Source organism: Kingella kingae ATCC 23330 (assembly GCF_900111845.1).
Taxonomy (GTDB): Bacteria; Pseudomonadota; Gammaproteobacteria; order Burkholderiales; family Neisseriaceae; genus Kingella; species Kingella kingae.
Genome location: NZ_FOJK01000001.1, coordinates 44,736 through 67,027 on the forward strand (window position 1 = coordinate 44,736; position 22,292 = coordinate 67,027).

At 47.9% G+C, this 22,292-nt stretch carries 23 protein-coding genes and 1 pseudogene; 4 read left to right on the top strand and 20 right to left on the bottom strand.

Annotated elements, in window-relative coordinates:
* Positions 1-136 precede the first annotated feature (136 nt).
* The gene (gene ccsB, locus BQ5809_RS00230) at positions 137-1,369 is read left to right on the top strand and encodes a c-type cytochrome biogenesis protein CcsB (RefSeq protein WP_003786981.1); all 1,233 of its coding nucleotides are present in this window, start codon (positions 137-139) and stop codon (positions 1,367-1,369) included.
* Positions 1,370-1,646: 277 nt separating this feature from the next.
* On the opposite strand, the gene deoC is transcribed toward ccsB, so the two are convergent.
* Positions 1,647-2,354 (bottom strand): deoxyribose-phosphate aldolase, encoded by a 708-nt coding sequence (gene deoC, locus BQ5809_RS00235; RefSeq protein WP_003786978.1) that lies wholly within the window; start codon positions 2,352-2,354, stop codon positions 1,647-1,649.
* 71 nt (positions 2,355-2,425) lie between these two features.
* Complete coding sequence (locus tag BQ5809_RS00240; RefSeq protein ID WP_003786976.1) at positions 2,426-3,703, bottom strand: NupC/NupG family nucleoside CNT transporter; 1,278 nt, start codon at positions 3,701-3,703, stop codon at positions 2,426-2,428.
* An 80-nt stretch (positions 3,704-3,783) separates the two neighbouring features.
* Between BQ5809_RS00240 and cdd the strand changes: the two genes are divergently transcribed.
* Positions 3,784-4,593, top strand: coding sequence for a cytidine deaminase (gene cdd / locus BQ5809_RS00245; RefSeq protein WP_003786974.1), 810 nt, complete (start codon positions 3,784-3,786; stop codon positions 4,591-4,593).
* A gap of 55 nt (positions 4,594-4,648) precedes the next feature.
* On the opposite strand, the gene hfq is transcribed toward cdd, so the two are convergent.
* From hfq to BQ5809_RS00330, 17 genes and pseudogenes are all read right to left on the bottom strand, one after another.
* A complete protein-coding gene (hfq, locus tag BQ5809_RS00250; RefSeq protein WP_003786971.1) occupies positions 4,649-4,942 on the bottom strand; it encodes an RNA chaperone Hfq in 294 nt (97 codons plus the stop codon).
* A gap of 147 nt (positions 4,943-5,089) precedes the next feature.
* Positions 5,090-5,854, bottom strand: a pseudogene (gene hisF / locus BQ5809_RS00255) (imidazole glycerol phosphate synthase subunit HisF).
* 32 nt (positions 5,855-5,886) lie between these two features.
* Complete coding sequence (locus BQ5809_RS00260; RefSeq protein WP_174259092.1) at positions 5,887-6,393, bottom strand: hypothetical protein; 507 nt, start codon at positions 6,391-6,393, stop codon at positions 5,887-5,889.
* Positions 6,394-6,464: 71 nt separating this feature from the next.
* The gene (locus BQ5809_RS00265; RefSeq protein ID WP_003786965.1) at positions 6,465-7,706 is read right to left on the bottom strand and encodes an NAD(P)/FAD-dependent oxidoreductase; all 1,242 of its coding nucleotides are present in this window, start codon (positions 7,704-7,706) and stop codon (positions 6,465-6,467) included.
* Between the two features lie 183 nt (positions 7,707-7,889).
* The gene (locus BQ5809_RS00270; protein ID WP_080561231.1) at positions 7,890-10,166 is read right to left on the bottom strand and encodes an MMPL family transporter; all 2,277 of its coding nucleotides are present in this window, start codon (positions 10,164-10,166) and stop codon (positions 7,890-7,892) included.
* Positions 10,167-10,182: 16 nt separating this feature from the next.
* Positions 10,183-11,835, bottom strand: coding sequence for an ApeI family dehydratase (locus BQ5809_RS00275; RefSeq protein WP_003786961.1), 1,653 nt, complete (start codon positions 11,833-11,835; stop codon positions 10,183-10,185).
* A complete protein-coding gene (locus BQ5809_RS00280) occupies positions 11,835-12,431 on the bottom strand; it encodes a LolA family protein (RefSeq protein ID WP_032827723.1) in 597 nt (198 codons plus the stop codon). Before BQ5809_RS00280 ends, BQ5809_RS00275 begins: the two co-directional genes overlap by 1 nt.
* 155 nt (positions 12,432-12,586) lie before the next feature.
* Positions 12,587-13,024 (bottom strand): acyl-CoA thioesterase, encoded by a 438-nt coding sequence (locus BQ5809_RS00285; protein ID WP_003786955.1) that lies wholly within the window; start codon positions 13,022-13,024, stop codon positions 12,587-12,589.
* A gap of 43 nt (positions 13,025-13,067) precedes the next feature.
* Positions 13,068-13,988 carry an LpxL/LpxP family acyltransferase gene (locus tag BQ5809_RS00290; protein ID WP_003786953.1) on the bottom strand — a complete coding sequence of 307 codons (921 nt, stop codon included), beginning with the start codon at positions 13,986-13,988 and terminating at the stop codon, positions 13,068-13,070.
* Entirely contained in the window at positions 13,985-14,701 is a 717-nt protein-coding gene (locus BQ5809_RS00295; RefSeq protein WP_003786951.1) for a glycosyltransferase family 2 protein, read from the bottom strand. The genes BQ5809_RS00290 and BQ5809_RS00295 overlap by 4 nt, the downstream gene beginning before the upstream one ends.
* A gap of 1 nt (position 14,702) precedes the next feature.
* Positions 14,703-15,242, bottom strand: coding sequence for a COG4648 family protein (locus BQ5809_RS00300; protein WP_003786949.1), 540 nt, complete (start codon positions 15,240-15,242; stop codon positions 14,703-14,705).
* An 8-nt stretch (positions 15,243-15,250) separates the two neighbouring features.
* On the bottom strand, positions 15,251-15,502 hold the full coding sequence (locus BQ5809_RS00305) for an acyl carrier protein (protein WP_003790504.1): 252 nt from the start codon (positions 15,500-15,502) through the stop codon (positions 15,251-15,253).
* 6 nt (positions 15,503-15,508) lie between these two features.
* Positions 15,509-15,769 carry a phosphopantetheine-binding protein gene (locus BQ5809_RS00310; RefSeq protein ID WP_003786945.1) on the bottom strand — a complete coding sequence of 87 codons (261 nt, stop codon included), beginning with the start codon at positions 15,767-15,769 and terminating at the stop codon, positions 15,509-15,511.
* A 207-nt stretch (positions 15,770-15,976) separates the two neighbouring features.
* Positions 15,977-16,546 (bottom strand): alpha/beta hydrolase-fold protein, encoded by a 570-nt coding sequence (locus tag BQ5809_RS00315; protein ID WP_003786943.1) that lies wholly within the window; start codon positions 16,544-16,546, stop codon positions 15,977-15,979.
* A gap of 78 nt (positions 16,547-16,624) precedes the next feature.
* The gene (lpdA, locus tag BQ5809_RS00320; RefSeq protein ID WP_032827722.1) at positions 16,625-18,418 is read right to left on the bottom strand and encodes a dihydrolipoyl dehydrogenase; all 1,794 of its coding nucleotides are present in this window, start codon (positions 18,416-18,418) and stop codon (positions 16,625-16,627) included.
* Positions 18,419-18,500: 82 nt separating this feature from the next.
* Complete coding sequence (gene folP / locus BQ5809_RS00325) at positions 18,501-19,340, bottom strand: dihydropteroate synthase (protein WP_003786939.1); 840 nt, start codon at positions 19,338-19,340, stop codon at positions 18,501-18,503.
* Between the two features lie 99 nt (positions 19,341-19,439).
* A complete protein-coding gene (locus tag BQ5809_RS00330) occupies positions 19,440-20,246 on the bottom strand; it encodes an outer membrane protein assembly factor BamD (protein ID WP_003786937.1) in 807 nt (268 codons plus the stop codon).
* Here BQ5809_RS00330 and rluD point away from each other — a divergent pair, their 5' ends adjacent.
* Both rluD and rnc read left to right on the top strand, forming a co-directional pair.
* The gene (gene rluD / locus BQ5809_RS00335; RefSeq protein WP_003786935.1) at positions 20,247-21,362 is read left to right on the top strand and encodes a 23S rRNA pseudouridine(1911/1915/1917) synthase RluD; all 1,116 of its coding nucleotides are present in this window, start codon (positions 20,247-20,249) and stop codon (positions 21,360-21,362) included.
* 3 nt (positions 21,363-21,365) lie between these two features.
* The gene (gene rnc, locus BQ5809_RS00340; protein WP_003786933.1) at positions 21,366-22,091 is read left to right on the top strand and encodes a ribonuclease III; all 726 of its coding nucleotides are present in this window, start codon (positions 21,366-21,368) and stop codon (positions 22,089-22,091) included.
* Between the two features lie 50 nt (positions 22,092-22,141).
* Here rnc and BQ5809_RS10085 read toward each other — a convergent pair.
* Positions 22,142-22,292 (bottom strand): transposase (locus tag BQ5809_RS10085; protein WP_143452379.1); only part of this gene is annotated, 151 nt, incomplete at its 5' end.

Here is a 22,292-nt window from a genome sequence, read left to right on the forward strand (position 1 = left end):
TCAATCAAACAGAAAAAAGTCATCAAAAATTCAGTGTTTTTGATGGCTTTTTTACGCGGAATATTTATGTTGCCTACAACCCTAAATTTTCAATTTGAGTTAAAATCGCGCCATATTTTTATGTGAAGATAATCCAATGAGTGAACACACAACAACGCAAACCAACACCTCCGATAATTCACGTTTACCGCAGCATGATTTGTTGCGCGAAAAATCCTTTATCAAAAATTTATCGCTGGCAGACTGGCTGTTTGCCGCCGCCATGATGACGATTGCCGTTTTGGTACACATCAAAATGCCGCACCACATGGACGTGTATGAAACCGCTATTTTGTGGACGAGTGCCGCCATTGCCATAGGTTTGGACTGGTTTTTCAAGCCGATGCGCTGGTTTATTTTGGGCAGTGTGCTGGTTGGGTATATGGCGGTTGGCTTGTATGCAGGCGACATCAACAACGCCAAAGAACAGGGCGGCAAATTTTTATTGCACTATTTATTGAGCAGCCAATCGGCAATTATGTGGCAAGCAGCTTTGACCGTGCTGGCATTTGTGTCATATGCGCTGGGAACGCTGGTGGCATGGAAAAACGAGAAAAAGCAGCCTGCACATTCGTCCAACCCAAACACTTTATTGGGCATGGCATCGGGTTTGGCTTGGGCAGCGGCGTTTGCAGGTTTTGTCGGCTTGCTGGTGCGCTGGCACGAAAGCTATTTGTTGCGCCCCGATGCTGGACATATTCCTGTGTCGAATCTGTATGAAGTATTTATTTTGTTTATGGTGATTACAGGTTTGATGTATTTGTATTATGAACGCAAATTCGCCATGCAAAAACTGGGCGTGTTTGTGTACACGCTGATGTGCGGCTTGGTGGCGTTTACTTTGTGGTATAGCATGGAACGCGGCGCACACGAAATTCAACCACTGATTCCTGCGTTGCAATCTTGGTGGATGAAAATTCACGTTCCAGCCAACTTTATTGGCTATGGCGCGTTTTGCATGGCAGCGGCATTTGGTTTTGCAGAACTGCTGGCGTTGCGTGGCAGCAAATTCTTCCCCGATGCAGCGCAAATCGAAGAAGCGATGTACAAAGCGATTGCGGTCGGATTTTTGTTTTTTACCATTGCCACGATTTTAGGCGCGTTGTGGGCAGCCGATGCGTGGGGCAGATATTGGAGCTGGGACCCAAAAGAAACGTGGGCGTTTATTGTGTGGCTTAATTATGCGATTTGGCTGCACATGCGCTTGGTGGCTGGCTGGCGCGGCAAAGTGCTGGCATGGTGGGCAGTTATTGGCTTGTTCATTACCGCGTTTGCCTTTGTGGGCGTGAATATGTTTTTGACGGGATTGCATTCTTACGGTAGTTTGTAATAAACACACAAAAAAGCAGCCTGCACTTTACCAACAAAGTGCAGGCTGCTTTTTTATAGTGAATTATAGTGAAATGAAATAAAAATAGGACAAGGCGATAACGTCCGCCGTGTATGAATAATACATAAGGGCGTTGGCAACACCGTCCTATTGCGATTTCATTTCACTATAAATTTAGATTAGTACAGCGTTGCCAACTCCCTTATGTACTAGGTTGTACACGGCAGTCGTTGTCGCCTTGTCCTAATCTAAATTTAATCCACTATATTTGTTTACCTTATTTCAACAGCGTATCCAATAAACCCGATGCGCCAATACGGAAGTTTTCTGCTTTAACCCAGCTTTCGCCAAACGCATCAATACCTTGTTGTACATAGCCTTGTGCTGCTGCTAATTCACGCACGCCGCCTGACAATTTAATGCCAACTGGTTTGCCACTGGCTTTGATTTCCGCCAACAAAATCGCTGCTGCTTCTGGTGTTGCGCCCACGCTGATTTTGCCTGTTGATGTTTTCAAAAAGTCTGCGCCTGCTGCAATCGCGATTTTGGCTGCACCGTGGATTTCATCGGCAGACAATACGCCTGTTTCCAAAATCACTTTCAATTTGGCTTGATTGTCGCGGCAGATTTGCGCCACTTGCTCGGTCAAAGATTGCGCGTATGCCGTGTTGCCTGCTTGAAATTCGTGGTATGGGAACACCAAGTCAATTTCGTTTGCGCCATCGGCAATGGCTTGGCGAGTTTGCGCTAATACTTGGCTTTCGTCTTCCGCACCACTTGGGAAATTGACTACGGTTGCCAAACCGATGCTAGCTGGCAATTTGTTTTTTGCCGTTGTGACAAATTGTGGATACACGCACACCGCTGCCACATTGCCTTGCGCTGTTTGCGCTTTATCGCACAACACCGCCACGATTTCGTGGGTGTCGGTGTCGTTCAAAGTGGTTAAATCAATTAAGCCAATAATTTGTTGATTGGTTAGCATAATACTTTCTCCTAAAAAGTAAAATTAAAGCAGCCTGCATTTTTACAGTGCAGGCTGCTTTTGAGTGATGATTACATACCGCCAATTAAGCCGATAAATAAGCCTGCAATAGTCGCACTCATCAAGTTAGATAACGTGCCTGCAATCAGCGCATAAATGCCCAAACGTGCAATGTCGCCACGGCGGTTCGGTGCCATAATTGACAAGCCACCTACCAAAATTGCAATCGAACTAAAATTGGCAAAACCGCACAATGCAAAAGAAACAATCGCTTGGGTTTTGGCAGACAATGCTGCGTGTGTTGCATCTTTGGTATATTCAATAAAATTGGTGTAGGCAACGAATTCATTGACAACCAGTTTTTGTCCGATGAACGAACCTGCTGCTTGTGCATCTGCCCAAGGTGCGCCAATTAACCAAGCCAATGGGGCAAACAACCAACCCAAGATTTGTTCCAACGATAAATTTTCTACGCCAAAAATGCTACCAATGCCACCCACCATGCCGTTCAGCAAGGCGATAATGCCCACAAAAGCCACCAACATCGCACCCACGTTCAAGGCAATTTGTAAACCTGTTGATGCGCCTGCTGCGGCTGCGTCAATCACGTTGGTTGGCGGTGTTTCGCCTTCTGCCGTGAAGCTCAGTTTTACATTTGGGTTATCTTGTGGGGTTTGGGTTTCTGGAATGATCAATTTGGCAAACAGTAAACCGCCTGGGGCTGCCATAAACGATGCGGCAATCAAATAAGGTAAAGGTACGCCCATTTGTGCATAGCCACCCAATACCGAACCTGCAATACTCGCCAAACCGCCTGTCATTACAGCAAACAATTCAGACGTAGTCATTTTGCTAATAAACGGTTTAACCACCAATGGGGCTTCGGTTTGTCCCACAAAAATATTGGCAGCAGCAGACATGGATTCTGCGCGAGATGTACCCAATGCTTTTTGCAATGCACCGCCCAAAATGCGTACCACCCAGCCCATCACGCCAACGTAATACAGCACCGAAATCAAGGCAGAAAAGAAAATAATCATCGGCAATACACGGAATGCAAATACGAAACCGCCACCGCCAAATAATTCAAACATTTTGCCATCAACCAATCCGCCAAATAAAAATGCCGAACCCTTGTTACCGTAATTCAAAACCAGTTGCACGCCATCGGACAATTTTTGCAACAATGCACGTCCCGCATCAACATACAAGATGAATGCACCCAAACAAAATTGAATCGCAAAAGCGGTTACAACCGTTCGCAGCTTAATCGCTTTGCGATGTTTAGAAAGCGCAATGGCAATGGCAATCAATGCTGCCATACCTAATAAACTATTAATGAATGACATGGTTCTTTCTCCTGAAAAATTGAGTTAAAATAAGCAAAATTCCGTGTTAACGACCATTATACCCCTAAGGATAATCAGATATGCAAACATTTTACACATCTGCCCAAGTGGCAGAATTAGCCAAACAAAGCAATGCGGCGGATATAATTGATTTTGCGCTATCTTTATTGTCACAAGCAGCCGAATGTGCGGTTGTGCCTGTATCGCAATTTAAGGTTGGTGCCATCGCGATTGATGTGGACGGTAATTTTTATTTGGGTGCGAATCAAGAATGTGCTGGCGCGGCAATGGCGCAAACGGTTCACGCCGAACAAAGCGCGATTTCACATGCTTGGGCGCGTGGTGCAACCCAAATCGCGCACATTGTGGTTAACTACACGCCATGCGGACATTGTCGCCAATTTTTGAACGAATTGCGTGGCGCGGAAAACTTGTTGATTCACTTGCCACACAGTCGCGACAATCGCCTGCACGATTACTTGCCCGACAGTTTCAGCCCCAAAGATTTAGATATTCCAGAGCGTTTGTTGGATAAACAAAATCAAGGTTTAACTTTGTCTGTTGATGACACTGCCACGCCATTGGTGCAGGCTGCTTTGGACGCGGCAAATTGCAGCCACGCGCCTTATTCACATGCTTATGCAGGCGTGGCGTTGCAATGCTCAAACGGCGAGATTTTTGCAGGCGGCTATGCAGAAAACGCAGCATACAACCCCACATTACCGCCTTTGCAAAACGCGCTAAACTTCTTGCGATTGAATGGCTACACCGAAGATGATGTGGTGCAGGCTGCTTTGGTTTGTACAGAGCAGGGCGGTCATGTGGCGCATACACACGCTTTGTGGTCGGCTTTGTCGGACGTGCCGTTACAGATTGTGCAGACTGCTTAAACCATAATCAAAACCCCTTAATCGTGCTGATTAAGGGGTTTTGATTTGTGAGAAATTATTCCGCTTCGGTTGGTGCAATCGTTTCCACTTGTTGCAAAGTGCGTGTCATAACAGGTTTGCCGTCTTGTTGCAGGCTAACCGCTCGTGCTGGCACAATGGTAGAAATCGCGTGTTTGTACACCATTTGCGTTACCGATGTATTACGCAGCAACACAACGTATTGGTCAAACGATTCCACTTGTCCTTGCAATTTAATGCCGTTTACCAAGTAGATAGAAACAGGGACGTGTTCCTTGCGTAAAGCGTTCAAGAAAGGGTCTTGCAATAATTGTCCTTTGGCGGTTGTCATAAACACTCCATTATTGTTATTTTGTGATAAAAAAAGGAATGGGTATTGTATTATCTTTACTGATTTTAACCAAGCATTTTTTGTGATTTAGGCAAAAAAAAGCAGCCTGCACTTTTGGTTGATTCAAAGTTCGAGCTGCTTTTTATATCACAAACGCACTTCAATCCCAGCCACTTGCATCGCCAATTTCGCTTCACGAATGCTGACTTCGCCAAAATGGAAAATGCTCGCCGCCAGCACCGCATCGGCTTTGCCCTGCAATACGCCGTCCACCAAATGCTGCACATTGCCCACGCCACCCGATGCGATAACGGGAATATCCACCGCATCGGAAATCGCCCGAGTTAAAGGCAGGTTAAAGCCAATTTTTGTGCCGTCTCTGTCCATGCTGGTCAGCAAAATTTCGCCTGCGCCACGTTGTTGCATTTCGCGCGCCTACGCCACCGCGTCCAAACCTGTGTCTTTGCGACCGCCGTGGGTGAACACGTCCCAGAGCGTGTTGTCGGCGTTAATGGCTTTGGCATCAATCGCCACCACAATCGCTTGCGAACCAAAAAACGCGCTGGCTTCGCTGACCAAATCAGGGTTGGTAACGGCAGCGATGTTGATGCTGACTTTGTCCGCGCCTGCATTCAACAAACGGCGAATGTCCGCCACGCTGCGTACGCCACCGCCCACCGTGAGCGGAATAAACACTTGGCTGGCGACTTCTTCAATCACGTGCAAAATCGTGTCGCGGTTGTCGCTGCTGGCGGTGATGTCCAAAAACGTGATTTCGTCTGCGCCTTCGTCGTTGTAGCGTTTGGCGACATCAACAGGATTACCTGCATCGCGCAAACCCAAGAAGTTCACGCCTTTGACCACGCGACCGTTGTCAACGTCTAAACAGGGAATGATTCGTTTGGCTAACATGGTTTTCCTTTCAACAAAAAGCAGCCTGCACTTTATCGCAAATTCGCCAATCTTGCACCTTGTTCGGGCGACATCGGGCGGATTGCAGGCACATGAATTTCGCCTTGTACAGGATTGTTGTCCAGCCGAGCATAACCGCGCAACACGTCATCTTGACTAACGCCATGAATATTATCAAAAAAATTATGCAAACGATAAACTTCTACCACAAAACCAGCGGTGCAGGCTGCTTGGATTTGCGTTTGACACGTTTTGCTTTTTTGATTGGGATTGGCGTTGATAATCAACATGGGGCGATTGGGTTCGCGCTGTCCTTGTTCCAAAGCAGCTTGTTGGCGCGCCATATTGTCGCGATGTGCTTGGGCAAATCGTTCAAAATCAAAATGATAGTGTCCGTTGGTATCGGTTAAGACTAAATCGTTGTCTATGTGAACAATGTGGGCATTGGGAAAATCGCGCTGAAATTCGGCGATTTTTTGTTGCGCGAACGTGGATTTGCCCGAACCTTCGTGTCCGCGTAATAGAATGAATTTTTGCATAAAAACAATAAAAGCAGCCTGCACTTTTTGTGCAAAGAATGTGCAGGCTGCTTTTTGTACTCAATTCTCAATTAACGATATTGCGCCGCGCCAACGGTTTGTGCCAGTGCATTCAAACGGCGGTCAGATTTTTCTACATACGGATTGTTGGTATCCCAAGCATAGCCAGCCAAAATCGCGCTAATCATGCGTGTGATGTCGGGTGAGCGGTTGTCGGCATAAATCACGTCTTGGAAGCTGTAATCGTACCAGCCATTTACATAGGTGCGGAAAGCGTTCACGCCAATCATCAGCGGTTCGGCAAATTCGCTTTGCCAATCTACGCTTTGTCCTTGGTGTTGTTTAATCAACAAATCAGCGGCTAATTTTGCCGAGTGCATGGCAATGGTTACGCCCGATGAGAACACGGGGTCAAGAAATTCGGCAGCGTTGCCCAATAGCGCGAAATGCTTGCTATACAAGACTTTAACGTTTGCTGAATAGCCTTTGATTTGACGGAATGGAAATTCGTTGTCCCAATTTGCGTTTGCCAAAATGCGTGCCAACATGGGGACTTGTAGCGCAAAAGTTTTCAAAATTTGCTCGGAATCGCCCAAGCCAGCAAAGCGTTCTGGCAAGCCCACTACGCCAATGGAGCAGCGATTGTCGCCAAATGGAATCAGCCACAGCCACACATCGCGATGAGTCGGGTGAGTGGAAATCAAAATTTTGTTGCGGTCAAAATCGGGCGCGGAAATGTTGTCGTCAATGTGGGTGAAATGGGCTTCGCGCATGGGTAAGTGCGATGGCGTTTCCAAGTCCAACAAACGCGGCAATACGCGTCCATAGCCGCTTGCGTCCAATACAAATTGGCTTTGTAAAACATAGGTTTCGCCTTTTTCGGTTTCAATAGTCAATTCGGACGTGTCGGGATTGAATGCGGTTACGGTTTCGCCAAATCGCACGTCCACGCCTTGTTTGGTGGCTTCGTTGATTAAGATTTGGTCAAACACGGCACGGCGCACTTGGAAGGTTGTGCCATGTCCTGCGGTGAATTTGTCGGTGAAGTCAATTTCGGTGTAGCGATTGCCCCATGTGAATGCTGCGCCGTTTTTGAATTGGAACGATGATTCGGCTTGCACGGCGGGTAAAAATCCTGCTTCTTCAATAAATTCCATGCAATGTGGCAATAGGCTTTCGCCAATCACAAAACGTGGAAAGTGCTGTTTTTCTACCACGCGCACACGCAAGCCTTGTTTGTGTAGCAAAGCGGCGGCAACTGCGCCCGATGGGCCTGCGCCAATAATGGCGATGTCGGTTTGTTCTGTTTTCATGAGATGTCCTTTTTATGCAAGTGGTTTGCCTATTTCAAATTATCATACGATTTTGGCTGGCGGTCGTCTATGTGTATCAACCCTACGAATTTTATTGTTTTATAGTCAATTCCATTCAAACTAGTACCGCGTTGCCAACGCACTTATGTGCTACTTGCACACGGCGGTCGTTGTCGCCTTGTCCTAATTTGAATGGAATCCACTATACACGCGCAGCAAACATACACCACCCAACCAATTCAGCAACACACCCACCGATACACTTATCCCAAATGCGGCAACGGCTGGGGTGCTGCTCCATGCCAATAGCGCGAACGAAATTTCGGTGGTCAAGGCGGCAAGTGTGATGCCTGCCAATCGGGCAGATAACGATTCGGGCGCGTTGAGTACATACACGGCATAATCTACGCCAATCGCCGAAGCCAGCAATAAACCAAACATTGGGAATAGACCAATCGCCATGTTCAGCCAACCCAATATGCCCACTGTTCCAGCTACAGCAAGCAAGGGAACAGCTAAAATCAAGCTGCCGCGTCGTGCGCCAAATAGCCAACACAACACGCCCCAAGCCAACACAAACGAGCCAATTTTGAGCCATGCAGCTTGATTGCGTGTGGCGGTAAATTGTTCGTTTAAGTGAATGCGTTTGTCTAACAAAGTTGCACTGGGCGGCAAAGCAGCCTGCACATTGCCGCGTACACTGGATAATCGTGCCAAGCCCACCCATTTGCCATCTATTTCGCCCAAATACAGCGAACGAAAGGCTTCGGCTTGTGGTGCGTTTAAACTGCTGACAAGCGGTTGAACTGGGGTTTGCGCGGCTTGATTCAAAGCAGCCTGCACTATTTCGGCAGGTATGCCCAAGTCCACCAATGGCGCAAATAGTGCAGGCTGCTTGGCAAGCTCGGCGAGCCGTTGTTTGAGCCGTTTTTGTTCTGCAACAGGCAAAATCCATTGGTTAAGCGATTGCACTTGGGCAATATGGGCTTGCTGCAATGCGTGTTCTACTTGCTGACTTTGTTGCAATAAATCATCGGGCGAAGTGGCGGTAATCAACACCGTTTGTCCTGCGCCCATGCCGCTGATTTGGGCGATTTGTTGGGCATAGGCAAGCAAATCGGGGCGCATACTTGCCCATTGACGAATGTCGTCTTGCCATTGGGTTTGGGTTACGCCTGCCGCACACGTCAGCCAAATCGCCGCCAAAATGTATTGCCAACGATGCGACTGAATTGCCCCTGCCAACGCGGTCATGCCATGCGAAAACAAAGTGGTTTTGGCTTGATAAGCGCGTAATAAAATCGGCAAAAACAAAACCGTAGCGGCAAACGCACCAAGCAAGGCAGCAGCAGAGAAAATCGCAGTTTGGCGCAACACAGGCAGAGGCGTGAACCAGAGTAATAAATAGCCCAATACCGTAATCAGCAAGCTAATCCAAAAACTGGGCAGCAAACGGCGCATTGTGAGCGCACCGTGCCATGCAAGTGCAGGCTGCTTGGCAAACAAAGACGAAGCCAGCCAATGCAACGGAAAATCTACCAACACGCCTACCAAACTTGTGCCAACCACCAACGTAAGCGCGTGAATTTCGCCAAACACCAGCAACGAAGCGGTTAAGCCACTCAACACGCCCACGCCCAACGGCAACGCCAACCACAACACGCGCCACGAGCGAAACACCGCCAGCAGCAAGGCAAAAGTCAGCGTAAGCCCGATTGCCGACATGATGCTGCTTTCGCGTTCGGCGTTTTGCTTGGCATCGGCAGCGAACAATGCGCCACCTGTTGCCAACAGCGTGTAAGACTGCGCTTGTGCCTGCGTTTTGCTACTGCGCCACAAGTCCAACAAACCCACATTGGGCGCGGTTTGCGGCAAACGAGCGCGTAGCCACACCCATGTTTTGCCTTCTGCTTCGGTATAGAGCATGGCGTGTTCGCTGTGCCAACGAAGCTGGCTATTGCCTTGTTTTTCTAATATAAAGCGCGAAAATCCCAGCCAGTCTTGCTCCAAAGAAAGCAGGCTGCCTGCAAATGGATTGGCAGCCGCTTCGGCACGTTCGGCAAAATATTGTTGCGGATTGTCATAAAGCTGCTGGATTTGCGGTGCAGGTAAAATCGCCGCACCCAGTTGCCGCACCGATTGTTGCAGTTGGGTTAAATCGGGTTCAATTTTGCCGTCTATGCCTGCGAAATAGCCACTGTTTTGCCATGTTTGGGCGACTTCGTTGGCGGCTTGAAATGCTTTTTCGCTATCGTTTGCACCCACCAGCAAAATAATTTGTTGATTTAATTGCTGCTCTTGAAATTGGTCTGCCGCGTGAAAAATCGTGCTAACTTGTTCTTGCGGCAGCAGAGCGGTTAATTGGGTTTGAATCGGCGTGTGTTGCGCAAATTGTACGCCCAACCAAATCGCCATCAACACGCAACAAACAGCATACACACGCGAAAAAAAAGTCATCATAAACAAAAATCCCACATCACAAAGCAGCCTGCACCACGGCACGACCTGATGCGCACGTTTTACCCTCAACCGATAGCGCGAAATGAATTTTGTGTTTATCGCTATCCCAGCGCAAAGTCAGGTTCACGACATCATTCGGGCGAATAAATTGTTGATATTTGATGTTTTCCATTTGGATAACGGGCGCACGTCCCCAATCAAACTGGCTTGCCAATTCCATTGCCCATTGCAGTTGCACCACGCCAGCCACCAGCGGAAAAGTAGCAAAATGCCCTTGAAAATAGCGTAAATCCACAGGAATGCAGCCCGCAAATTGCCATTCGGATTCGGTTTGTGCCACCAGTTGCCAATCTGGGCGCACAATCGGGTGGTCTAACACTTGTTGCATATCGGCAGCGCGGATTTTGGCTTGGGCATTGCGGGGCAAAGGCTGCGCGGTTAATCGCCAAAAACGAGGCAGGGCAACTTTTTCTATTTTGCCAATTAAAAAAGTCCGCCAAATATCCAGCAACGCAGCGCGTCCGTTTTGGCGCAACCACGCCACGCCTTGTGCCGACAGTGAAATCCACGCTGCCACGCGCCCTTTATGCACCGCGCAATGCACATCGGCAACCGCATCGTGTGCCAATAAAGCGTGTTCAATTTGGTGCAGCGCGATGCGTTTGTCGCCCAGCTTAATGATGCGGTCACTACGACCGTGCAGCAGCAGCGTATCGCCCGAAATGGTGGCGGTGTCGGCAAGCGTTTGTTCGCCGTTTGTCCATGGCGATTGAATGCACAACTGCTGTTCACTGTTTAACCGCGCTTGCACATTGAGGAAAAGTTGATGATGCGAGGTGTGGTTTTGGTGGGCAATCACGCCTGTTTCGGTGCTGCCATACACATTGGTAATGGCAAGTTGCGCCTGCTGTTGGAACAGTTGCATCGTCGCATCGGGCAACAAACCGCCTGCGCTAATAATGCCTTGCACACGGCTCGCCCATGTTTGCCAATCGCGCTTATCGTGAAAATGAGTCAAAACCGCAGGGCTGGTTAGCCACAAACACGGTTGCTTGGTTTGGGCGATGAAGTCTTCGGGATAGATGCAGGTGTCGTCTTGCACTTGCCAATTTAGTCGCAACGCCGCAAACACGCGAAAAGTTAAGCCATACATATGTTGGGGCGATACGCTGGTCAGCACCTGCGCACCGCGCCAAGATGCAGGAAACGTGTCGGCAATGGCATCGGCTTCGGCACACATTTGCGCGGCGGTTTTGGCGATGATTTTTGGCTCGCCTGTTGAACCCGAAGTCTGCAAGAACAGTTTTTCATGGCCAAGCAGCCTGCACTTTTTGATAGCTTGAATCAAAGGTGCAGGCTGCTTTTGCGCCAATTTATCGGCAAGCAACCAATTTTGTTGATGTGGCATAACGACATCGGACAGCAATACGTCAGCCTGTTTTGCCCACGCGATTGCTGCATTGTTTTGATTGGGTAACAGCAGCACATCTGCCCCAGCTTGCCACGCCGCCAGCAAAGCCCATTCCCACACCGAACCTTGTTCAAACCACAGCGCAACCGATTGAATTTGCTGCGCTTTGAACTGCGCTGCCAACGTGGCGATAGATTCATGCCAAATGGGCGGTTTTGCCGATGCGGTATCTTGGAGTAAAGAATTGGGCCAATTCATTATTTCAATGCGCTTTCTGCTTCGTTGGATAAGGGTTGATTGATTTTAGCATCTATAAATTTCATCACGGTTCTGTCGCCCTGCTTTTCGCGCAATTCCACTTGGCGCACCAATTTATCGCCTTGAATGCTAATGTTTTCAAAAACTTGTTTCATAATAGCGGTTTTGGGTTGCAGCGTCAGCGTCCAATTATTCAGGCTGCCTGAAACGCGCAAATCAAATTGTTTGCTCAATTCAGTCGTGTCGCCGCCGAGTACCGCCATAAACAATTTTACTTGCGCTGCTTGTCCGCTTTGGCTGCTGTTGCGCCACGTTTTCGCGTTTTTGTCCCATTGCGAAATGCCTTGCGAACGGACGCGCAGTTGCAAATCTAGCGGTTTTTGCACTTGCCAAAACAGACCTACTTGTTTTTTCAGCGCAAATTGCCCTGATGTTTGCATGGGTTTCGGCAGCAATTTCATGTAACGCTGTTGCACAAATTGCCCTTGCACGGTGTTGGGTTGTTGCAGTTGCGCGGTCAATTCGGCGGCGGTCAAAGCCCAAGTGGGCGCGGCTGCGATTGCCAATGCAGAAGTTAAAATTGTTTTATAAAACATATAATTATTCTTTCCATTGAACGCAAAATTGCGCTGCATTAATGCACTTATCTTTTAATACTGCGTTGCTAACACCCTTATGTACTATTCGTACACGGCGGGCGTTGTCGCCTTGTCTTAAAAAATAATTGCATCAACTATAATTGACTGATGAATTAAATCGCGTTAAATCCTGCAAATTGGCGAATGGCTGCCTGAAAAACATCAGGCGTTTGAAATTGCATTTTGCCATTGTCAATGCGGACGGCGACTTGCGTGGTGCTGGCTTTGGTTAATTTTGTGCCTGTTTTCACATCGGTAATGGTGTAATTCACTTTCAGGCAGCTTTCAAATTCCACGACTGCCATTTCCACACGGATTTTTTGTCCAAATGTGGCTGGTTTGATGTATTTCACGTCCAATTTCACAATCGGATAGGCGAAACCTGTTTCACGCATCACATTGTAATCATGCTGAATTTCCGCCAAAAACGCACATCGCGCCATTTCAAAATATTTCACATAATGCCCATGCCACACGATAAATAAACTGTCCACGTCAAAAAAGGGAACGTCTAATTCTAGGGAATGGATGCAGAAAATAGAGGGTTTCATGATATTGATTTTTCTATAAGAATTATTTTCATGTTGCCTGAAATTATTTCGCCCAAAAATCGTAAAAATTAAACCATTGCAACGGCACTTCCACCGCGTGTTGCGCCAATTCATCGGCATAGCGTTGGGCGAATTGGCGAATTTCTTGTTCACGATTGGCGCGTTTCCATTGCGGCACATCAGAAAATTTACGCAAAATCAAATGGTAACGTCCTTGTTTTTTCAAGACAAACAACGTGTTGATTTTGGCTTTGAGCAAATGCGCCAACAGCCACGCGCCTTGCGGTAATTGCGCCGTTTCGCCCAAAAATTGCACCGCAACGGTTTTTTCGCCACGAATCGGAATGCGGTCGGCGGCAATCGCCAGCCATTCGCCAGCGTCCAAACGGTTCGCCAATTCCAACATTTTCGCCGTGTCTAATTCGCTGACTTGAATTAAATTGATGTCGCTTGCGCCTGCGTTTTTCAGGGCTTGATTGAATACTTGCGCGTGTTGGCTGTGTACCAACACATTCATTTTAAAGCCAATATGATGCGAAACAAGGGCGCGACAAATTTCCACATTGCCCAAATGCGAGCAGATGAAAATTTGTCCGCGTGCGTTGTGGTTGCGAATATCGGCGTACACATTGTCGCGGTCGTCTAGCACCAAATCGGGGTAGCTGATTTTGTGCTGCCACACGGCAAAACGGTCGGTAATCGCATTGCCAAACGCGGCAAATTGTTGATAAACCGAATATTTTTCAGGCAGCCTGCACGTTGGAAATGTTTGTTTTAAACGTGTTTGGTATTCGCGAATGTGGCGGCGTTGCGTGGCGGACGTGGCGTAAAAATACGCGCAAACGGCAGCCGTACACAGTCGCATAATCGGCACAGGCAAATAACGCACCATAAGCGCGGTCAGTTTGAGAAACAGGGCGTGTCCGCGTTCGTGTTGGTTTGCCCAATGGTCGGCGCAGTTCATGATTGTCCTTTGCCTAAACATCGTCTCGCCAACATGCCAAAAAATAAGCGCGTGTGCATTTTGCTAATCAAAACATTGTCTTGCCATGCTCGAAAATGGGAAATGCCGCCGCTTTCGTAGCGTACAGGCGTGTCAATCCAAATCAATTTCGCGCCACGCCAATACAATCGCACCAAAATTTCATTGTCAAAATCCATGCAGTTGCCAATGGCTTCATTGTCAATAATTTGATTAGATAATTCAACAGGATAAATCCGAAACCCACACATGCCGTCTTTGATTTGCAGCGACCATGTGTGAATGATGTTCCAAAAATCGGTAATCTTGCGTCCGTACAATCGGGCTTTGGGCGCGTCTTCGCCGTAGATTGGGCGACCGCAAATCACGGCTTCGGGCGATTGCTCGGCGGCAGCAATCATGCGCGGAATGTCGGCAAAACGATGTTGTGCATCTGCGTCAATTTGTAGCGCGTGAGTGTAGCCTTGCGCAGCGGCTTGGCGCAAACCGTGTTTCATAGCATAGCCTTTGCCGCCATTTTCAGGCAGCCTGAATAATTGCACGTTTTGGCAAATTCGTTCTAAATCAGCGTGATATTGTTCGCCTGAACCGTCGTCTATCACGATAATCGGCAAATCGTATTCGCGCAATGCGGCAATCACAGTCGGCAAGGTAGCAATGTGGCGATAATGGGGGATTAGAGCGACTAATTTCATGTTAAACCTTTAAAATCAATTTTCTATACAAAAATTCACCGCCCATCAGCAGCCCCATTAACCCATACGCCACAATGCCTGTGTAAATCGCCCAAATATCATGCCAACCCAGCAACGCTAACACCGCCGCCGTGCTGCCATTCAGCACAAAAAACACGCACCAAATTTGCGTAACCTTGCGCGTGTAGGCGACACCGCTCGGCGGCAAATCAGGCGTTTGTAAACGCGCCAAACGCTCAACCAGCGATTGCTTGGCAAACAAACTGCCGCCAAACGCCAACAACATCAGCACATTTACCCAAACAGGATACCAATACATACTTTCAGGCTGCCTGAAAATCAACACGCACACAAAAAACAGCGCAACCAAACACGCCACGCCACGTTGCCAAGCCGTTTTTTGCGTGGCAGCACGAACCAGCCAAAGCAGCAACATTGCGCCAGCCAGCCAGTTAAACCAGCCCTGCTCGCGCCCAAAATACCACAGCAACGGATACGCCACGCTTGCCACGCCTAGCACAATGCTTAACGCTATTTTCATTATTCAGCCTATTGATTATTTTCCGCTTTTTTCAAAACGGCTTGCACCACATCATCAATTGTGCGAACGCTACGGAAATCTTCCGCTTGCAATTTGTGTCCTGTTTGGCGTTTGATGTGGTCAATCAAATCAATCGCGTCAATGCTGTCAATTTCCAAATCTTCATACAAATTGGTGCTGCCTGAAACCTTGCTGATGTCCACTTCAAACAAATTTTCCAGCGCGTCCAACAAAACTTGGCGAATTTCTTGTTCAGTCATCATGGGTTACCCTTTCATTTTGGCAACAAACGCCGCCAAAGCAGCGACATTGGCAAAACTATCGCGCAATTCTTGGTTTTCCTTATCCAGTTGAAAACCAAAATGTTTTTGCACCGCCAAACCCAATTCCAACGCATCTACACTGTCCAAACCCAAACCGTCATCGCCAAACAAAGGCGCGTTGTCGTCAATATCGGCGGCGGTTAAATCTTCCAGCCCCAAGCTGTCAATAATCAATTCTTTGATTTCATTATTTAATGTGGTCATTGCATTAATCCTTTTGTTATAAAAAGTGAAAAAGAGTAATTGTTTGTATAAGCACGATATTGTAAAGGTAATCGCTGTTTATGGGTAGGGCTTGACGATACTTTAAGCAGCCTGCATCAACCATTGCTCGGCTTTCGCCAATCGTTGTGGCACATCATCAAAATGTCCGCCTTGATTGATTTCTAGCACACTGGGGCAAGCGTATGGTTACCATTGCGCTGCGGTTTGCTCCAAAGCAGCCTGCACCGTTGCCATGCGTGGATTTTTGCTATTGGCTTCCGTGTCGCCCAGCGAAAAATACATCGCTTTGGGCAATTTGGCGGGCGTGTTTTTTTGCGCAAAATCCAGCCAGCCATCAAACCATAAGCTGCCCGACACGCAGGCAACGTAATCAAAATAAGGCGCACAATAGGCGTTATACAGTGCAAACAATCCTGCCAACGAGTAACCTAAAATACCGCGCCAAGCTACATCTAACGACAAAACTTGCTCGATTTCGGGTATCCAAACTTGGGTTAAGGCATCGTGATACGCTGCTGCACCGCCGCCAAAATCTGTACCTTTTTTAAACAAGCGTGGCGCAGTCCAAGGCGTGAAATGTTGTTCCCAGTCGGGTTCAAAAATGGCGATTAAAGCGCAGTTTGCTGGCAGCGATTGCGCTAGTTGTTCGGCTTCGGCTTCGCTATCGGGGAAGGTGTAGAACACGCCAAGTGCAGGCTGCTTTTGTTCGGGCAAAAATGCCAATACGTTTTTGCCATGAATTTGAAGTGTTTGCATGATTGGTCTCTCGTATGATTAAAAAGCAGCCTGCATTTTGTTGATTCAAAGTGCAGGCTGCTTGGCTAAATAATCAAATTACTTCTTTTTCTTTTGCGGTGGTAAATCGGTACAAACACCCAAAGCCACTTCCGCAGACATACCAATTGATTCGCCCAAAGTTGGGTGTGGGTGAATGGTTTTGCCGATGTCTTCCGCATCGCAACCCATTTCAATCGCCAAGCAGATTTCGCCAATCATATCGCCAGCGTGTGTGCCGACAATACCACCACCAATCACATGACCTGTTTCCGCGTCAAAAATCAATTTCGTGAAACCTTCATCGCGACCATTGGCAATCGCGCGACCGCTTGCTGCCCATGGGAATACAGATTTCGTGATTTTAATGCCATCGCGTTTGGCGATTTCTTCGGTAACGCCTACCCAAGCCACTTCAGGGTCAGTATAAGCAACGCCTGGAATCACACGCGCATCAAAGAACGCTTTGTGTCCCGCGCAGTTTTCTGCCGCAACGTGTCCTTCGTGAACCGCTTTGTGCGCCAGCATCGGCTGACCCACTACGTCGCCAATCGCATAAATGTGTGACACATTGGTGCGTTGTTGTTTGTCCACTTCAATAAAGCCGCGCTCGGTAACAGCAACGCCTGCTTTTTCCGCGCCACACAATTTGCCGTTTGGTGCGCGACCTGCTGCCACCAATACCAAATCATAGCGTTGTGGCTCTTTCGGTGCTTTTGCGCCTTCAAAAGTAACGTAAATGCCGTCTTCTTTGGCTTCTACGCCAACGGTTTTCGTGTTAATCATGATGTTGTCAAAGCGATGAGCATTCATTTTTTCCCATACTTTAACCAAATCACGGTCTGCGCCTTGCATCAAGCCGTCCATCATTTCCACCACGTCCAAACGTGCGCCCAACGTGCTGTACACCGTACCCATTTCCAAACCGATGATACCACCACCGATAATCAACATTTTTTCAGGTACTTGACGCAATTCCAACGCACCTGTTGAATCAACAATGCGTGGGTCTTGCGGAATAAATGGTAAGTTCACGACACAGCTGCCGACAGCGATAATCGCATTTTTAAATGCAATTGTTTTCTTCTCGCCAGTTTGAGTGGCTTTTTCGTATTCGCTAGACTCAGTCAATTTCACTTCAATGTGATTCGCACCAACAAATTCACCAAAGCCTTTAATCAAATCTACTTTACGCGCTTTTGCCATGCCAGCCAAACCGCCTGTTAATTTGCCGATGACTTTTTCTTTGTAACCGCGCAACATATCAATATCAATTTCAGGCGCAGGATACTTAATGCCGTTCGCCGCCAAATGTTTCACTTCGTCAATGACAGCCGCATTGTGCAACAAGGCTTTTGACGGAATACAACCCACGTTCAAGCAAACGCCGCCCAACGTGCTGTATTGTTCAATAATCGCTACTTTCAAGCCTTCGTCTGCTGCTGCAAATGCCGCAGAGTAGCCACCAGGACCGCCGCCCAATACTACAACATCATATTCAGCGTCCGCGCTGCCTGAAAAATTCGCTGCTTGTGGTACAGGTGCAGCCGCTTTCGGTGCTTCGGCTGCTGGTTTTGGTGCTTCAGCCGCAGGCGCTGGGGCAGCCGCAGCCGCGCCAGCTGCTTCAATCACAGCAATCACGCCGCCTTCAGAAATTTTGTCGCCTACTTTGACGCACAATTCTTTTACCACACCAGCTGCGTCCGCAGGAACGTCCATTGTGGCTTTGTCGGTTTCCAACGTAATCAGCGTATCTTCCAACGCTACGGTATCGCCCACTTTAATTTCTACGGCAATAATATCTACATTTTCGTGTCCGCCAATATCGGGGACTTTTAATTCTACCAAGCTCATGATTAGCCTTTCTATCGCAAAAAAAATTAGGACTACGCAAAGTGCAGGCTGCTTGCCTGTTTTTTGCATAAAATCGGACGCATTATAGCCCCGATTGCAAAAATCGCCAAACTTTGAGCGCATCAACCGTTTCGCGTACATCGTGAACGCGCAAAATTGCTGCGCCTTGCGTGTAGGCAAATAAAGCGGCTACCACGCTGCCCGACACGCGCTCTCTGGCTTGTTCGCGCTCTGTGATTTCGCCAATCATGCGTTTACGCGACACGCCCACCAACACGGGTCGTTGGTCAAATTGGCGCAAGTTTTGCATTATGGCTTGATTATGCTGTAAGTTTTTTGCAAAGCCAAAACCCATGTCCCACACAATGCGCTCGGGCGCAATGCCAGCCAAAGTGCAGGCTGCTTGGCGTTGTTGCAGATAATCGTACACTTCTTGCACCACGTTTTGATAAGCAGCCTGCGATTGCATGGTGCTGGGCGTGCCTTTCATGTGCATTAGGCAAATGCCTGTTTGCGGCTGTTGCGCCAATAATTCCACCGCGCCTGCGTCTTCCAATGCTTGCACATCGTTGATAATGTCGACAAAATCATGTTCCAACGCCTGCTGCATGACGCCGGTTCGGCGCGTGTCCAAGCTAATCGGCACATTCCAGCGCGACACTTCTGCCAACACATCGCGCACACGTTGCCATTCTTCTTGTGGCGTAACCACGCTGGCGTTGGGGCGTGTGGATTCGCCGCCAATGTCCAAAATGTCCGCGCCATCGCGCAAAAGCTGTTCAGCATGATTGCAGGCTGCTTTGACCGTTTGGCTATATGTTCCGCCATCGGAAAACGAATCGGGCGTTAAATTGACAATTCCCATGATTTTGGGTTGCTGCAAATCCAGCGTAAAACGAGTGGTTTGCCAAATTTTATTCATTTGTGTGATTTCCTGTTGCTCAAATGATTACAAAAGCAGCCTGCACATGGTTTGATGCAAGTGCAGGCTGCTTTTATTTTTGTTTATGCGTGATTTAAATCATTTCCACCAACGCCACCAAGGCATCTCATCGGGTTTCCACGCCTGCTGCAAATATGGGCTGTTGGGCAAGTTTTGCGCCAACACGCGGCGTGTGGCTTCTGCCATATCAGCGTTACCCATTTGCTCGTAGGTATAAACCATAATCGCCAACGCTTCTTCCACATAGCGCGTGTTTTGGAATTGCTCCAAAATGCGTTGAGCGCGATTGTTGGCGGCTAAATATGCCGTGCGTTTGGCATAGTAACGCGCAATCGCGATTTCGTGCCCGCCCAAAGCATCAACCAACTGCGCCATACGTTTACGCGCATCTTCGGCATATTTGCTGTTTGGATAGCGATTAACCAGCTGTTCAAATACGCGGAATGCGCGGCGGTTGGCTTCTGGGTCGCGGTCTGACCAGTCTTGTGATGCCAAACGGCGTAGGAACGATTGGTCTTCGGCAAACAACACCAAACCTTTCAAATATAGCGCGTAATCCATATCCACGCTGGCAGGGTAGTTTTGCTCAAAGCGTGCTAAATTTTGCAAGGCTTTGGCAGGTTCTTCGTTTTTAAAATGGGCATAGGCAGATTCAATCAAAGATTGCTCGGTATAGCGACCATCGGCTTGGCGTGCGCGTAGCAATTCATATAACGCCGTTGCGCGTGTATAATTACCGTCATTTAATTCCTGACGCGCTTCGCTGTATAGCTGGTCGTTTGACCAATTTTGCGTTAATTGCGCGTCTTTACTAACCGTAGAAGCGTTGCTGGCACAAGCCGAAAGAGCCGCCGCAACCGAAATAACAAGAAGAAATTTTTTCATATGGATAATATCCCTTTTGAGAATGGTGGCGATTATAACGATGATTTGGACTTTGTGGCAGACCAAAATGCACAAAGCGCGATAAATTTAATCGTACCCAACGATTTGGCAGGTATGCGACTGGACGCAGCGTTGGCAAAATTATTGCCCGATTATTCGCGTAGCCGCATCACGACTTGGATTAAAGACGGCTTTGTACAATGCAATGGCAAAACGGCATCGCCCAAAGAAAAATTGATTGGTGGCGAAGAATTGAGCGTTCAAATTCAACAAAGCGATGAAAATCAAGCCTATGAACCCGAACACATGGATTTAAATATTGTGTTTGAAGACGATACCGTGATTGTATTGAATAAACCTGCTGGGTTGGTGGTACACCCTGCGGCAGGAAATTGGACAGGCACATTGTTGAATGGCTTATTGGCGCATTGCCCTGAATTGTCGCAAGTGCCACGCGCAGGGATTGTGCATCGTTTGGACAAGGATACGAGCGGTTTAATGGTAGTCGCCAAAACACTGCCTGCACAAAATTCGTTGGTACAACAATTACAAAATCGCACGGTTAAACGCATTTATCGTGCCGTTGCCGATGGCATTGTGCCGTTTGATGGCAAAATTGAAACACTAATTGGACGCGACCCACACAATCGCTTGAAAATGGCGGTAGTAAAATTTGGTGGCAAAGAAGCAGTTACGCACGTCAAAGTATTGGAACGCTATCACGCACATTCTTATATTGAGTGTTCGCTGGAAACAGGGCGCACGCATCAAATCCGTGTTCACATGAAAGAAGCGCGACATCCTTTGGCAGGCGACCCTGTTTACGGCAATCCGCGCCATGTGTGTTCGCAACCTGTGAAAGATGTCGTAAAAAGTTTGGCACGACAAGCACTTCATGCGTATCATTTGAGTTTTGTTCACCCAAAATCGGGCGAATTGGTGTCGTTTGAAGCCCCTATGCCTGATGATATGTACCACTTGTTGTCGGTGTTGCGTTTGGAAAGTGGCTTGCATTCGTCCCTATCCAAAGAAACCGAATGGAGCAATACATTTGATGACGATGATGATTGGAATGAAGACGACTACGATGTGCAAGTGGTTTATGTGAAAGATTAAGCCATGAATCAGAAAGTCAATCAACAATTTAAAAGCAGCCTGCAAACCAAATTGGGCTACATATTCAAGCAGCCTACATGGTTGCAACAGGCTTTAACGCACCGCAGCGCACACAGTCAAAACTACGAACGCTTGGAATTTGTGGGCGACGCGATTTTGGATTATGTGATTACGTTAATGCTGTTTGAAGCCTTTCCCAATTTGCCCGAAGGGCGGCTGTCGGTGTTGCGGACACATTTGGTCAAAGAAGCGACTTTGGCAGAAGTGGCGCGAGAATTAGGCTTGGGCAAAGCCTTGATTTTGGGCGTGGGCGAACTTAAAAGCGGCGGATACGACCGTGCGTCTATTTTGGCGGACGCGCTGGAAGCGATTTTTGCCGCGATTCGTTTTGATGCCGATTTGCCGACTGCCGAGCGCGTTATCCGCCAATTATTTGCCGAGCGAGTGCAGCAAATTCAGGTGCAGCAACCCGACAAAGACCACAAAACCCGTCTGCAAGAAGCCCTGCAAGCGCACAGATTACCCACGCCCAAATACCGCATTGAACGCCAAACAGGCGAAGGCAGTGATTCGCATTTTGATGTGTCGTGCGATTTGGGCGAGCTGGGACACATCACTTACGCATCGGGCAGCAGTCGCCGCGCTGCCGAGCAAGAATGCGCCAAACAAGCCTTGCAATGGTTGAACGAACAACAAGCTAAATCCACCCAATTCAATAAACGGCGATAACCATAGAAAGCAGCCTGCACATAGTTTTCTGGGGGCTAATGACATTTTAGCTATAATTTCAACCAAATCAAAGCACAAGCTAATGACACGGTACTTTCATAATTACGTTTTAATTTATCGTACCGTGTTGCCAGCGCACGAAAATGCTTTAATCGTGCAAAAGCATTTTCTACCAAGTGCCTGATTTTATATAAATACCAA